The sequence below is a fragment of the Vibrio sp. R15-SG3-ISO1B genome (assembly GCF_059833835.1).
Genome location: NZ_JCBDGG010000022.1, coordinates 1 through 14,967 on the forward strand (window position 1 = coordinate 1; position 14,967 = coordinate 14,967).

A 14,967-nucleotide genomic window follows, 5' to 3' on the forward strand; every position below is an offset into this window, starting at 1 on the left:
TCATCGAAACGTTTCGATGGTGTTTACAAGGTTGATTAAAGCAAGGTGTTTTAAACAGCGCTTCAATCAGCGACAGGGGTATTAACGCGATGTGATCGCGCTGTTTCCGGTAAGAGAAGCCCACGGCCAGCGAAACGATGAACGAGAAAAAGGTTCCCTACATGAAAAAAGGTTCCCTACATGAAAAAAAGTTCCCTACTGAATGCGGAGTTGTCCCACCTAGCGGCGACACTCGGCCATACCGATGAAATCACCGTGTGTGATGCCGGTTTGCCTATTCCAGAGTCGGTGCAGCGCATCGATTTGGCGCTGACTTATGGCGTGCCCAGCTTTTTAGATACGGTGCGTGTCTGGCTAAGTGAAGCGCAGATTGAAGGAGTGATCGTGGCGCAAGAGTTTGCCGAAGTCAGCCCTGAGCATCATCGAGCATTGATGGCGTTGATCGATGAGGAGCGTCGCACGTCAGGTAAGACAATCGAAGTGCACACCCTCTCTCATGAAGCGTTTAAACAGCGTAGCGAGCGCAGTCGTGCGATTGTGCGTACGGGCGAATGTACACCGTATGCCAATGTTATCTTCCAATCGGGCGTCGTGTTTTAACCATCATGACGTTGGCGACATCGTGTGACGCGGTGACGCTGCACAAAGACAGGAACAATTATGTCTCAAGCTATCTTACAACTGAGTGACATCGACAAAGCGTTTCCTGGGGTCAAAGCCCTAGATAGCGCCAGTCTCAATGTGTACCCAGGCCGAGTGATGGCGCTGATGGGGGAGAACGGAGCAGGCAAATCAACCTTGATGAAAGTCCTGACCGGCATCTACACCAAAGATAGCGGAACCATCCACTATCAGGGCCAACCCGCGGCTTTTAAAGGACCAAGGGACTCACAACAAGCAGGTATCAGCATTATTCACCAAGAGCTGAACCTGATCCCTGAGTTGACGATTGCGGAAAACATCTTCTTAGGCCGCGAATTTACCTCTGCGTTGGGGCGCATTCAGTGGGACACCATGTACGCGGAAGCGGATAAATTGTTGCGCCGCTTGAACGTGAAACACAGCTCGAAGCAGTTGTTGGGTGAGTTGAGTTTGGGTGAGCAGCAAATGGTGGAAATTGCCAAGGCACTCTCATTCGAGTCCAAAGTTATCATTATGGATGAGCCGACCGATGCCTTGACCGATACCGAAACGGAATCGCTGTTTGCGGTGATCAATGAACTGCGCGATCAGGGTTGCGGCATTGTCTATATCTCCCATCGCCTCAAGGAAATTTTCCAGATTTGTGATGACATTACCGTGCTGCGTGATGGTAAGTTCATTGGTGAATGTCCGGTGTCTGATACCGATGAAGATGGCCTGATTGAGATGATGGTCGGACGCAAATTGGACGAGCAGTACCCACGCATCGCGGTTTCGCATGGCAAGGTCTGTTTGGAAGTGATTGGCCTGACCGGTTCGGGTGTTTCAGATGTCAGCTTTACCTTAAACCAAGGTGAGATCTTGGGCGTTTCTGGCCTGATGGGCGCTGGACGTACTGAGCTGATGAAAGTGATCTACGGTGCGCTGCCAAGTGAGCGGGGCGTGATCAATCTCAATGGCAAAACGGTCAATCCAGAAAACCCACAAGATGCGCTGGCAAATGGTATTGCCTATATCTCTGAAGATCGTAAAGGCGATGGACTGGTGCTTGGGCTTTCTGTCAAAGAGAACATGTCGCTCTGTTCACTGGATAAGCTCACCAAGGGCGGGCGTATTCAACATAGCGATGAAGTGATTGCCGTCGATGATTTTATTCGTCTGTTTAACATCAAGACGCCAAGTCGAGAGCAGATTATTGGCAACTTATCGGGGGGCAATCAGCAAAAAGTAGCGATTGCGAAAGGCTTGATGACCAAGCCTAAAGTGCTGATTCTCGATGAGCCCACACGCGGCGTGGATGTCGGCGCCAAGAAAGAGATCTACCAACTGATTAATAAATTTAAAGCCGATGGGATGAGCATCATCTTAGTGTCGTCGGAAATGCCAGAAGTGCTCGGAATGAGTGATCGCATTTTAGTGATGCACGAGGGCCGAATTAGCGGCGAATTTGATGCCAAAGAGGCAGACCAGGAAACACTACTGGCGTGTGCCGTCGGTAAAAAGCGTATTGAGGATGCAGCATGAGCAGCAAAACCCTAACTAAAGCGAACCCAAGCCACAGCAAAAAGCTGCTGAGCAAAGAGTGGTTAATCGAACAGAAATCTTTGATTGCCCTGCTGTTTTTGATTGTCGTGGTGTCGTTCTTAAACCCGAACTTTTTCACCCTTGATAACATTTTAAATATTCTTCGCCAAACCTCGGTCAATGCAATCATTGCGGTGGGGATGACGCTGGTGATTTTAACCGCGGGCATCGATTTGAGCGTCGGCTCTGTGCTGGCCTTATGTGGTGCTTTTGCCGCGAGCATGATTGCACTGGAAGTTCCGGTACTGATCGCCGTGCCAACCGCACTGCTGGCGGGGGCGGCGCTGGGCGCGATCAGCGGGATCATCATTGCCAAAGGTAAGGTGCAGGCGTTTATCGCAACCTTGGTCACCATGACCCTTCTGCGTGGTGTCACTATGGTGTACACCGATGGTCGTCCTATTTCAACCGGCTTTACCGATACCGCCGATGCGTTCGCTTGGTTTGGTACGGGCTACGCCTTAGGGATCCCTGTTCCGGTCTGGTTGATGGTCGTGGTATTTGCAGCGGCATGGTATCTACTCAATCACACTCGTTTTGGTCGTTACGTCTACGCGCTGGGCGGTAATGAGTCGGCCACTCGCTTATCGGGCATTAACGTCGACCGAGTGAAAATCGGAGTGTACGCCATCTGTGGTTTGTTGGCGGCACTGGCAGGGATCATCATCACTTCTCGCTTGTCGTCAGCGCAACCGACGGCAGGTATGGGCTATGAGCTGGATGCCATCGCAGCGGTGGTATTAGGTGGTACCAGCTTAATGGGTGGTAAAGGGCGAATCATGGGCACCTTGATTGGCGCACTGATCATTGGTTTCTTGAACAATGCGCTGAACTTGCTCGATGTCTCCTCTTACTACCAAATGATCGCCAAGGCCGTAGTGATTCTACTTGCGGTACTGGTCGATAACAAAAACAAGTAATTAGGTTAACTCTGACTCGTCGTGGTCACACTTCGAGTCTCCCCCTACATAAAGGACTAAAACAATGAAAAAACTAGCAACTCTTATCTCTGCTGCTCTGCTGTCATCCACTGTGTCTGTTGCCGCTCATGCGCAAGACACGATGGCGATTGTCCTCTCAACGTTGAATAACCCATTTTTTGTCACCATGAAAGATGGCGCGGAAGCGAAGGCGAAAGAGTTGGGTTACGAGCTGATCGTTCTGGACTCGCAAAATGACCCAAGTAAAGAGCTCTCCAACGTGGAAGACCTTACGGTACGTGGCGTCAAAGCGATCTTAATCAACCCAACCGATTCTGATGCGGTATCGAACGCGATTCGTATGGCAAACCGCAGCAATATCCCTGTGCTGACGCTTGACCGCGGTGCAAGCCGTGGTGAGGTTGTCAGCCACATTGCGTCAGATAACGTTGTAGGGGGCGAGCTTGCAGGTAACTACATCGTTGAAAAAGTGGGCATGAAAGCCAAAGTGATTCAGCTTGAAGGTATCGCGGGTACCTCGGCAGCGCGTGAGCGTGGTGAAGGTTTCATGAACGCGGTGAAAGGCAGCGAAATGGAACTGTTGGCCAGTCAGCCAGCGGATTTTGACCGTACTAAAGGTTTGAACGTAATGGAAAACTTGTTGGCAGCGAACCCAGATGTACAAGCCGTCTTCGCCCAAAACGATGAGATGGCACTGGGTGCACTGCGCGCGGTCGAAGCATCGGGTAAAGAGGTTGTGATCGTTGGTTTTGACGGCACAGACGACGGCATTGCCGCGGTTAACCGTGGGAAACTGGAGGCGACCATTGCTCAGCAGCCGGATCTGATTGGTGCATTGGGCATCGAGACCGCAGCGAAAGTGCTGAAAGGGGAAAGCGTTGAAGCATACATCCCAGTACCGTTGAAAGTTGTGACTAAGTAATCACGTCATGAAATAACGCATGGTGATCGTGCGAGCCTTCCTACTTCCTTTGCCTGAAGGGGAGTAGGAGGGCGAATACCTTTGCACTTACAAGGCTTAGTTTTGATAAAACCGAGCGAGAGTCATCCTTGTGAGTGAAAAGGTATTTAGCGTAACTCGAAACAAGGTTCACTCGAGCCGAGGAATTTTCTATGAATAAGTTAGTGGTATTGGGTAGTGTTAACGCTGACCATGTTCTTCAGGTGCCTTCTTTCCCGCGTCCAGGTGAGACGCTGCACGGTCGACATTATCAAGTCATTCCTGGTGGCAAGGGCGCCAACCAAGCGGTAGCGGCCGCTCGGCTCAATGCGGATGTCGGATTTATCGCATGTGTCGGCGATGATGCGTTTGGCATTAACATCCGTGAGAGCTTTAAGTTAGATAAAATCGCCATCTCTGGCGTGAAAATGCAACCTAACTGTCCGACTGGGATTGCGATGATCCAAGTGGCTGACAGCGGTGAAAACAGCATTTGCATCTCAGCGGAGGCGAACGCGAAGCTGATTGCAGAGGCGATAGACAACGAAGATTGCCAAGCGATTCGTCAAGCTCACTATCTATTAATGCAATTGGAAACCCCGATGTGCGGCATTGAGAAAGCCGCCCGCATTGCCAAAGAAGCGCGCACCAATGTCATTTTAAACCCGGCCCCTGCGCAGGTGCTCAGCGATGAGTTGCTGGCGTGTGTGGATGTCATCACCCCAAATGAGACCGAAGCGCAAGTGCTGACCGGGATCACGGTGACCGATGATGCTTCAGCGCAGCAAGCCGCGAATGCCTTGCACCAGAAAGGTATTGAGATCGTGCTCATTACTCTGGGCGCTAAGGGCGTATGGCTCAGTCAAAATGGACGGGGGGAACTTATCCAAGGTTTTCGTGTTGAGGCTGTGGATACCACAGCCGCAGGGGATACCTTTAATGGGGCCTTGGTCACTGGCTTATTAGAGGATTTGCCTCTAGAATCTTCGATTAGGTTCGCTCATGCAGCGGCGGCGCTCTCCGTGACCCGGTTCGGCGCGCAAACGTCTATTCCTAGTCGTCAAGAAGTGGAAGCGTTTCTTGCTGAGCGAGTCTAGCTTGTCTAGATGGCTGCCGGGTCGGCAGCCATAATATCGCTGTAGTAAGGAGACGATGATATGGCGACCATGAAAGATATTGCCAAACTGGCAGGGGTCTCAACCTCTACGGTTAGCCATGTGATCAACCAATCGCGTTTTGTGAGTGAAGCGATCTCCGAGCGCGTTAATCAAGCCGCTTCTCAGCTCAATTACACGCCATCGGCGCTTGCGCGCAGTCTTAAAGTCAATCGTACGAACACCATCGGTATGCTGGTGACGACCTCGACGAACCCATTTTTTGGTGAGGTGGTCAAGGGCGTAGAGCGCAGCTGTTATCATCAAGGCTATAACCTGATCTTGTGCAACACCGAAGGCGATCATGAGCGGATGCGTCAATCGATCAATACTCTGCTGCAAAAGCGTGTCGATGGGCTGATTTTGATGTGCTCGTCGCTTGAAGGCGAGCGCATCGATATCTTTGACAAATACCCAGACATCCCCGTTGTCGTCATGGATTGGGGCCCGATGCTGTTTACCAGCGACAAGATTCAAGACAACTCTCTACGCGGCGGCTATTTAGCGGCGAAATATTTGATTGATTGTGGTCATACTCAGGTTGGGTGTATCACCGGGCCACTGGCAAAACACCAAGCGCAGATGCGCTATGAAGGGTATAAACGCGCGATGAACGAAGCGGGCAATGAGTTCAAAGCGAACTGGATCATCGAAGGCGACTTTGAGTGTGAAGGCGGTTACAACGCACTGCATAAGATGGTCGAGAAAGGGCCGCTGCCCAGTGCGATTTTTGTCTGCAATGACATGATGGCACTTGGCGTGATCAACGCTGCGGCTGAGTTAGGGATCAAAATTCCGGATCAGCTCTCTATCATCGGGTATGACGATATTCATATCGCTCGTTTTATGACACCCGCTTTAACCACTATCCACCAACCTAAGTATCGACTCGGCAAAGCGGCGGTCGAGGCACTATTGCAGCGTCTTGAAAACAGCGTCGAGGAGAGCCAAGTCGTGCAACTAGAGCCGACCTTGGTCGAGCGTCACACAGTGAAAAAGTTGTCGCTCTCATAGTGCCGACTTTTTACTCAGGCAGATTCGGATTGATTAGCGTGATGATTTTTCAGTGATCATGCTGACAATCCTGTCTACACTAAAAGTACCACAACGCACAGACCTCGCTATTCGTCACGGAATCGACGCAAATTTGGTTATTCCTACGTCGAACCTACGGGGTGGCAATTTACAAAAGCGTGAATAGCGGTTAAAAAGGCGTATATCATCAAGTTGAGAGCAGGCAATAAGTCATTATGAGCGTATCTAGCAGCACGATACTCACTGAGAGCGGTACCAATGAGCTGGAAATCATTGAATTTCATTTAGAAAAACAGCTCCCAAATGGTAAAACCAAAACGTGTTATTACGGTATCAACGTCGCCAAAGTACGCGAAGTGATTCAGGTGCCGGAAACCACCGATTACCCCAACGCACAGCCGCATATGGTGGGCGTATTTTCATCACGTGATATTTTGACCCCGCTGGTGGATTTGGCTGGCTGGCTCGGTGTCCCGACCAACCCAGATCTCGCTCGAAAGTTTGTTATTGTCACTGACTTCAACAATATGACCAATGGGTTTTTGATTGACAGTATCAGTCGCATTCACCGTATTTCGTGGAATGACGTTGAGTCACCAAGCCAGTTTTTAGAAGCGGGCGAACAAGACTGCGTTGTTGCGGTGGTCCGTAAAGATGGCAACCTCATCATGATCCTCGACTTTGAAAAAATCATTGCCGACATTAACCCAGAATTGTCTATGGATAAATACGACGTGAAAGAAGATAAGAGCGTCGATATGAACCAACGGATAATAACCAAACGTAATGGCAAAACCATCATGGTGGTCGATGACTCTGCTTTTATCCGCTCTCTAATCCAAGATACCTTGAGTTCATCTGGCTACAACATCATTGCTTGTAAAGATGGTGGTGAAGCACACGACAAGCTGATGAATTTGATTGAAGTGGCGAAAGAGGAAAACTTACCGGTCAACGAGTTGATCGATGGTGTGGTGACGGATGTAGAGATGCCTCGTATGGATGGCATGCACTTAGTTAAACGCCTTCGAGAGAGCGAAGCGTATCAATCGATCCCCATCGTGATGTTCTCTTCTTTGATGAGTGAGGACAACCGAGCAAAAGCACTGGCACTTGGCGCGAATGACACCATTACGAAACCAGAAATTGGCAAAATGGTGGCCATGATGGATAAATACATTTTTGGTCGAACGGCCTGATTGCCAGGTCAAACGGTTCAATCCTAACAACAAAAGACACAAAAAAAGGTACGCAATGCGTACCTTTTTCTTATTTAACCAATGAAGATTAAGCTTCAGAGTGGCGTGCTTTACCATGGCCGCGTTCGCCACGGTAGTTACCACGGTGATCACCACCACGGTTACGGTCGAAGCGACGTTCGCCATCACGGCCGCCTTCGCGATGACCACGACCACCTTCACGGTTGCCACGGTAACCACCTTCGCGGTTGCCATCACGACCACGGTGACCACCAAAGCCACCTTCGCGACGTCCGCCTTCACGGCGACCACCGTCACGACGTCCACGAGGCTCGCGGAAGTCGTCAAAATCACAGACCACGGCATCCACTTGCTTCTGACGAATACGCAGCTTGCGAAGTTTGCTTGCCGTGTCAGAAGACATCGCTTTTGGCAATTGAACGTACGTTTCGCCTTGAGCCAGCTTGATCGCACCGATAGAGCCTTTAGTTAGACCCAACTCGTTCGCCAATGCGCCAACGATGTCTTTCACTTGTACGCCTTGCTCGCGACCCACTTGCAATTGGTAAGTATCCCAATCTTGGGTGTTAAAGTTGCGCTCACGACCACCTTCGCGACGACCATCACGGCCACCTTCACGGCGCTCTTTACGACGTTGCTTGTCACGCTCAATTGCTTCAACCATTGGATCTTCACCAATGTAGAATAGCGGGCGTTTACCTTGCTGACGTTTCAGTAAGATAGCCGCTAGCGTGCTTGCGTCAATCTCTAACGTGGTTTGAAGCTGTTCAACCAGTTCCGCAAATTTGTCTAGAGACTTGTGCTCTTTCTCACCAGCAAGTTCTTCACCAAGTTTTACAAGGCGCGCTTGGGCAACTTGGTCACGCAGTGGCAGTTGAATCTCTTCCATAGAAGATTTAGTCACGCGCTCGATGGTGCGTAGCATGCGCATTTGGTTAGTGCGCACAAGCAGGATCGCTTTACCTTTACGTCCAGCACGACCAGTACGGCCGATACGGTGGATGTAGGACTCAACATCGAATGGGATGTCGTAGTTAAATACGTGTGTGATACGTGGTACATCAAGACCACGAGCGACAACGTCTGTCGCAACCAGAATATCAATCACACCTTGTTTGATGTGATCTACGGTGCGCTCACGCAATGATTGAGGGATGTCACCGTGCAGTGCCGCCGCTTTAAAGCCACGTGCAGACAACCAGTCAGCCAAACGCTCAGTATCTTGACGAGTACGAACGAACACGATAGAGGCATCTGTCTCTTCTGTTTCAAGCATGCGAGACATCGCTTCGTCTTTTTCTACGCCTTTCACGACCCAGAATTGCTGCTCTACTTTATCAACGGTGTGGTTCTTACCCGCGACGTCGATCATCACAGGCTCACGAAGGAAACGCTCAACGATGTTTTTCAACATTGGAGGCATAGTCGCAGAGAAAAGAACGCGCTGTGCAGATGAAGGCGCGTGCTCCATGATCGCTGTTACATCGTCAACAAAGCCCATGTTGAGCATTTCATCTGCTTCATCAAGGACAAAGGTGTGTACTTCATCGAGGTGAAGACGGTCGCGGTTAATCAGATCTTGAACACGACCTGGAGTACCGACGATGATGTGCGCGCCATTTTTAAGCGCTCGCATTTGGTCAACGATGGACGTACCACCGTAGATTTCCAATACCTTTAGACCTTGGATGTTTTTACCGAGGTTTTTCACTTCCGCTGCAACCTGGATAGCCAGTTCACGGGTAGGAGCAAGAACGATCGCTTGAGGCTTGCGCTGAGCAAGGTCAAGTTTGTTCAACAAAGGTAGAGAGAAAGCCGCTGTTTTACCGGTACCGGTTTGTGCTTTACCTAGTGCGTCAGAGCCTTCCATCAGGTGAGGGATTGCTGCTGCTTGGATAGGAGTTGGAGATACAAAGCCCATTCCGTCTAGAGCGGATAGGATGGCGTCGTTCAGTGACAAGTCACTAAACTTGATTACAGAATCTGTCATTGGGATCCTACTATATTAATTCAACTAAAGGTCCCATGAGCTCTACCAATTCCAATATCAATCCAGAAAGAGCTGATTCCGTTCAGATGCGGATGAGTCGTAAATCGCATCAAGCCACTAGGGACGTAAACAAGGGTGCGAATTATTCCTGAAAAACATAACAAAAGCCAGAAAAACTTGAGTTTCATCACAAAAAATTCTCAAAACTGAACTGGGTGTTCATGAAAGCGTCATCATCGCTGCCTTTTTCAGCGCTTTGCGCGGCTTTTGCTCGCTTGTTATCGGCGTGAGGTGGTTTGGTCGATGCGGCAATGTTATAGTGTGCGCAATTTTTTTGCTTAGAAATGTATCCATGTTCCAAGACAATCCGCTACTCGCTCAGCTAAAGCAGCAAATCCAAGAAACCCTTCCGAAAAAAGAAGGCACGATTAAAGCCACCGAGAAAGGGTTCGGCTTTCTCGAAGTCGACAGCAAGACCAGCTTCTTTATTCCACCACCGTACATGAAAAAATGTCTGCATGGGGATAAAGTCAAAGCCATCATTCGTACTGAAAAAGAGCGCGAAGTCGCTGAACCGGAAGAGCTATTGGAGCAGGGCTTAACGCGCTTCATCGGCCGTGTGAAATGGTTCAAAGGCAAACTGAACGTTGCGCCGGATCATCCTCAGTTGAAAAAGTTGTCTCTGAAAGCGAAAACGCGTAAAGGCATTAAAAGCGATGATTTGAAAGAGGGCGACTGGGTTGTTGCTCACTTAATCCGTCATCCGCTCAATGGTGACAATGGCTTTTTTGTTGAAATCTCACAAAAAATCACCGATGCAGACGACAAAATTGCGCCGTGGTGGGTGACGTTAGCGCAAAATGACTTGCCCAACAGTGAGCCAGCAGGTATCGACCACTGGGAACTCAAAGACGACGCTGACCTTGAGCGTGTCGATATGACTGACGTTCCGTTTGTGACGATTGATGGCGCGTCGACCAAAGATATGGACGATGCGTTGTACGCGAAGAAAACGGAATCGGGCGATTTTGAACTGACGATCGCGATTGCCGATCCTACCGCGTACATCACTCCAGATAGTGACATGGATAAAGTCGCGCGTGAGCGTGGTTTTACCATTTACTTGCCTGGGCGCAACATCCCAATGTTGCCGCGTGATCTTGCCGATGATCTCTGCTCTTTGATTGAAGGTGAGCAGCGCCCGGCGCTGTGCTGTCGTGTGACGGTAAGTAAAGATGGCGTGATCGGTGATGACATTCAGTTCTTTGCCGCGCACATTCAGTCTCATGCGCGTTTGGTGTATGACCAGCTATCTGATTGGTTAGAGACCGGCCACTGCGACAATTGGCAACCGGATGAGACCATTGCGCAAGTGGTTCAAGATCTCTACCAGTTCTCATTGGCACGTGCGCAATGGCGTGAGACGCACGCGGTTGTGTTCCCCGACCGTCCTGACTATCGCTTCGAATTGAGTGAAGACAACGATGTGGTTGCCATTCATGCGGATATGCGCCGCTGCGCGAACCGTTTGGTAGAAGAAGCGATGATCACCGCCAATATTTGTGCGGGTCGAACGCTGCAAGCGAGCTTTGATTCAGGTGTATTCAACACCCACGCCGGCTTCAAGCCAGAGAAGATCGCGGACGTGGTAAACTTGGTTAACCCAGAAGGTGAGCTACCCTTTACGGAAGAGTCTATTGCGACCTTAGAAGGTTTTGCTGAGTTGCGTCGCTGGTTGGCGGCACAAGAGACTTCTTACCTAGATAACCGCATTCGTAAATACCAAGCTTACAGCGAAATTGGCAATCAACCTCTTCCGCACTATGCGATGGGCTTAAACTTATACGCCACGTGGACCTCACCGATTCGTAAGTACGGCGACATGATTAACCATCGTATGCTTAAGGCTCACATCTTAGGGAAAGCGCCGGTACAAATGGCAGACGAAACCGTGGGTGAAGAGCTTGCGCTGCACCGTAAGCATCATAAAATTGCTGAGCGTAATGTGGGTGATTGGTTGTATGCGCGCACACTGGCGTCAGAGGTGGAAAAAGCGACGCCTTTCCATGCAGAGATCTTCGATGTTTCTCGCGCTGGGCTACGCGTGAGACTACTAGAAAATGGCGCAGCAGCGTTTATTCCAGGCTCATTGATTCTCGCCAACAAAGAGCGCCTCGCGTGCGATGGCGAACAAGGCACAGTGAGCATCGACAACGAGGTGATTTATCGATTGGGCGATGTGCTTGAAGTGGTGCTCAATGAGGTGAATCAGGAGACGCGAAGCCTGGTTGCCAAACCGACTCAAGTCTTTGCGGATATGGTCGCTGCGCCTGAAACGCAAGAGAGCCCGGCGTCGTAAACCCAAAGAGCAAGATACGTGTTGTTAAGGGAGCCTCGGCTCCCTTTTTAGTCCCAAAATACGGCTTTGGGATCTTTATCGACTTCTCGCATGATGGCGGTGAGGTCGAGGCTAGGGGGAAGATAGGGGTAGGGAGTCCAACTCTCTTGGTCAGAGTCTTCCGGTGACAGCATAAAGAGCTGCCAAGCGCCGAGGTCGTCATTCCAATCCACTTTCGCTACCGGTGACATATATTCGCAGTGGTTGGAATCGAGTAAAAAAAATTGTTTGATGAACACCACACCTTGCCCAGCCATTTCATAGCTGGCTTTGCCAAATTCAGCGGGTAAGCTTTGATTGCGATGCTTACAGATCATTTCCGCGCGCCTTTGGGCTTGTTTTTGTAGCAAACTGACTAGTCCCATTCTCACTCCATGACGTGAAGTCTCATGCATGCGCACTCTGTGTAGTAAGTACTTAAGCATAGACCCATTACGAATACAGTGCGCCTGAATCGATTTTCACAAAATTGTCATCTTATCGAAATATGATAGCGGCTGTTATCTGCCTAATTGTTTGGAGAAAGTTATGTTTCGCATTGCGTTGACCACTTTGATGTCAACAGTCGTGGCCTTTTCTGCGTGGTCTGCTGAGGTCAATATTTCTGGCTCGACTTCTGTCGCGCGTGTCATGGATGTTTTGGCAGAGGATTACAACAAAGCCCACCCCGAGACTTACATCGCGGTGCAAGGTGTCGGTTCGACCGCTGGGATCACGCTAGTGAAAAAAGGCGTGGCCGATTTGGGGATGAGTTCGCGCTATTTGACGGAAAGTGAGCTCGACGCGTCGTTGTCTGTATTAACCATCGCCTATGACGGCTTAGCGGTCGTAGTCAACCAAGCGAACCCAGTGAAAAACGTCACGCGCGATCAGTTGTTTGATATCTACAAAGGCAAGATCACCAACTGGAAAGATGTCGGTGGCCCGAATCAACGCATTGCAGTGGTGACCCGAGAAGATTCGTCAGGTTCGCGTTACAGTTTTGAAAGTCTGCTGGGCCTTACCAAAGTGATCAAAGGCCGTTTGGTGTCTGATATCAGCCCGAACAACTTGGTGGTGAACAGCAATAGCATGGTGAAAACCATCGTTAACCACAATAAACAGGCGATTGGTTTTATTTCGACGGGATCGATTGACAACTCGGTCAAAGCGATTCAGTTTGAAGGCACTGAATCCAACAACGACAACATTGCCAGTGGCCAATATGAGCTGGCTCGTCCTTTCATCATTTTGTACAAGACGGAATCGATTGATGACGAGAGCCAAGCCTTTGTCGACTATCTCACCAGCAGCGCGGCGAAAAAACGCATTGAAGAGTACGGCTATGTGGCAGTGGATAAGTCTCAAGAACCGATAGAGCCGCGCGATAGCGAGTAAAACGCAGCTAGGGTATATAAGATGAAAGGCGCCACTAGGCGCCTTTCGTTTGTCATTTTGCCAGCCTACCCGCGGCATCTTCTATGTGGTAGACGCGATTTTTGCCCTCGTTTTTGGAACGGTAGAGCGCGTTGTCCGCTGCGGTAAACAGGTTTTTCGAGTTGTAATGGGTCTGCTCATCGGACGTGACAATACCGATACTCAGCGTAATGTCATGGTGCTGACTGAACTCAAGCTGGTTAAACGCGTCACGTAGTCTCTCAGCGTAGTGCTTACCGTCTGCCGGCGTTAAGTTCGGGCAAAGGACAATAAACTCATCGCCACCCCAGCGGCCTACATGGTCATAGGCGCGAGTATGATTGAGAAGAAATTGCGCGGTTTGTCTGAGGACTTGATCGCCCACCCCATGCCCCTTGTGGTCGTTGACCGCTTTGAAATTATCCAAATCAATCAGAAACACGGAGAGAGGGTCGCCAGTGCGGTGACTTCTTTGTAGCTCTTTGCGCAACATATCGTCCATCACACTGCGGTTGTAGAGTTGAGTGAGGTGATCTTTTTCGGCGCGCTGCTTGAGGTCGAGCGTTGGTTGCAAGTCTCGGACGATACACACGGCTCGGTTCTGGTTAATGTCACTGCCAGAGGCAATCGCCACTGCCAAATCCAACTGCTTGCCCGTCTTGGACATCCCCTGAATGTTTGATCGGTGCTGCTCCATGCGGCGATGTTTGGCTTTGTTCATAAAGTCTATACGGTATTGCTGGTGTTTCTCTCTTAGCTCGGGCGAAACTAAATCTTCGACTTTACGCTGGGTGAGCTCTTCAAAACTGTATTGAAACAGCTGGCAAGCCTTCTTGTTGGCGTAGAGGATTTGGCCGTTGTCTTCAATGTAGAGCATTCCATCAGGCGACACATCAAAGATCGCATTGAGTTCATGAGCCAAACGATACGAGCGTCGAGAAGTCTTAAAGATATACAAGCTTGCGCCCAATATGATGGGGATCATCAGCATGTTGAAGGCTAACGTGTAGCGAATGGATTGATAGACATCCTTCTCTGCCTCGACAGCAGTTTTGGCTAAGTGAGGTTCCAGTGAGTCTTGCATTGATTTTAGTGCGGTCGCCGCTGCGATATCATTCACCGAGACGATCTCATCCACTTCCGCACTGGTTAGGGTGTAGGGCAGTGAGCGGGCGAGTTCAAGGTTGGCTTTGTATTCATTTAAAGTGTTGGAGAGGATCTGAATTTCGGTTGAGAAGTCATTGGTAGTTTGCATCTGCGCTAGTTCACTGAGCAATTGATGTGATTGCTCGTAACTGGCTATAGCCGCGTGATAGTAGCTGTCATCGCGTCTGAGGACGTAGTTTTTAAAGTGGTGGATGAAACCTAGGTAACCCATGCTGCTTTCTATCTCGGTGAGCTTACGGGCCATATCGAAATGCTGAGGCGTCTGCTCGACCACCAGAGTTTCAACACGTTTGAGTGCGCCGTACTGCGTGGTGACATACGCGACCAACAATAGGTTGAGCCCCATTGCAATCGCGATGATACACAACAGAGTCCGACGGATGTCGGAAACTTGATTTTCCATTTTATTCTTCTCACTAGCCAACTATTGAACAGTATAGTCATACAACCCAGTAAGTATAATACCCACACTAAGAATATATGAAATTACTTGCAACATTG

Annotated in this window: 12 protein-coding genes; 9 read left to right on the forward strand and 3 right to left on the reverse strand. The window is 49.8% G+C overall.

Annotated elements, in window-relative coordinates; translation table 11 throughout:
- Positions 1-180 precede the first annotated feature (180 nt).
- The 7 genes from rbsD to AC6R0S_RS06030 all read left to right on the forward strand — a co-directional run bounded on the left by rbsD (position 181) and on the right by AC6R0S_RS06030 (position 7,495).
- Positions 181-600, forward strand: coding sequence for a D-ribose pyranase (rbsD, locus tag AC6R0S_RS06000; RefSeq protein ID WP_500630832.1), 420 nt, complete (start codon positions 181-183; stop codon positions 598-600).
- Positions 601-660: 60 nt separating this feature from the next.
- Complete coding sequence (gene rbsA / locus AC6R0S_RS06005; protein WP_500637445.1) at positions 661-2,166, forward strand: ribose ABC transporter ATP-binding protein RbsA; 1,506 nt, start codon at positions 661-663, stop codon at positions 2,164-2,166.
- Positions 2,163-3,146, forward strand: a complete 984-nt coding sequence (gene rbsC, locus AC6R0S_RS06010; RefSeq protein WP_487901646.1) for a ribose ABC transporter permease — start codon at positions 2,163-2,165, stop codon at positions 3,144-3,146. Before rbsA ends, rbsC begins: the two co-directional genes overlap by 4 nt.
- Before the next feature lie 64 nt (positions 3,147-3,210).
- Complete coding sequence (gene rbsB / locus AC6R0S_RS06015) at positions 3,211-4,089, forward strand: ribose ABC transporter substrate-binding protein RbsB (RefSeq protein WP_500630829.1); 879 nt, start codon at positions 3,211-3,213, stop codon at positions 4,087-4,089.
- A gap of 191 nt (positions 4,090-4,280) precedes the next feature.
- Positions 4,281-5,204, forward strand: a complete 924-nt coding sequence (rbsK, locus tag AC6R0S_RS06020) for a ribokinase (protein WP_500630828.1) — start codon at positions 4,281-4,283, stop codon at positions 5,202-5,204.
- Positions 5,205-5,264: 60 nt separating this feature from the next.
- On the forward strand, positions 5,265-6,275 hold the full coding sequence (locus tag AC6R0S_RS06025) for a substrate-binding domain-containing protein (protein WP_334551515.1): 1,011 nt from the start codon (positions 5,265-5,267) through the stop codon (positions 6,273-6,275).
- Between the two features lie 236 nt (positions 6,276-6,511).
- A complete protein-coding gene (locus AC6R0S_RS06030; protein ID WP_500637446.1) occupies positions 6,512-7,495 on the forward strand; it encodes a chemotaxis protein in 984 nt (327 codons plus the stop codon).
- 88 nt (positions 7,496-7,583) lie between these two features.
- Here the strand turns inward: AC6R0S_RS06030 and AC6R0S_RS06035 are convergent, their stop codons facing one another.
- Positions 7,584-9,506 (reverse strand): DEAD/DEAH box helicase, encoded by a 1,923-nt coding sequence (locus tag AC6R0S_RS06035; protein WP_487901641.1) that lies wholly within the window; start codon positions 9,504-9,506, stop codon positions 7,584-7,586.
- 352 nt (positions 9,507-9,858) lie between these two features.
- Between AC6R0S_RS06035 and rnb the strand changes: the two genes are divergently transcribed.
- Entirely contained in the window at positions 9,859-11,865 is a 2,007-nt protein-coding gene (gene rnb, locus AC6R0S_RS06040) for an exoribonuclease II (RefSeq protein ID WP_500637447.1), read from the forward strand.
- A gap of 47 nt (positions 11,866-11,912) precedes the next feature.
- Here the strand turns inward: rnb and AC6R0S_RS06045 are convergent, their stop codons facing one another.
- Positions 11,913-12,269: a DUF3024 domain-containing protein gene (locus AC6R0S_RS06045; protein ID WP_487901639.1), complete on the reverse strand. Its 357-nt coding sequence runs from the start codon at positions 12,267-12,269 to the stop codon at positions 11,913-11,915.
- Positions 12,270-12,432: 163 nt separating this feature from the next.
- Here AC6R0S_RS06045 and AC6R0S_RS06050 point away from each other — a divergent pair, with 163 nt between their 5' ends.
- Positions 12,433-13,281 carry a phosphate ABC transporter substrate-binding protein gene (locus tag AC6R0S_RS06050; RefSeq protein WP_500637448.1) on the forward strand — a complete coding sequence of 283 codons (849 nt, stop codon included), beginning with the start codon at positions 12,433-12,435 and terminating at the stop codon, positions 13,279-13,281.
- Positions 13,282-13,333: 52 nt separating this feature from the next.
- Here AC6R0S_RS06050 and AC6R0S_RS06055 read toward each other — a convergent pair whose 3' ends face one another.
- Positions 13,334-14,869, reverse strand: coding sequence for a GGDEF domain-containing protein (locus AC6R0S_RS06055; RefSeq protein ID WP_500637449.1), 1,536 nt, complete (start codon positions 14,867-14,869; stop codon positions 13,334-13,336).
- Between the last annotated feature and the right edge of the window lie 98 nt (positions 14,870-14,967).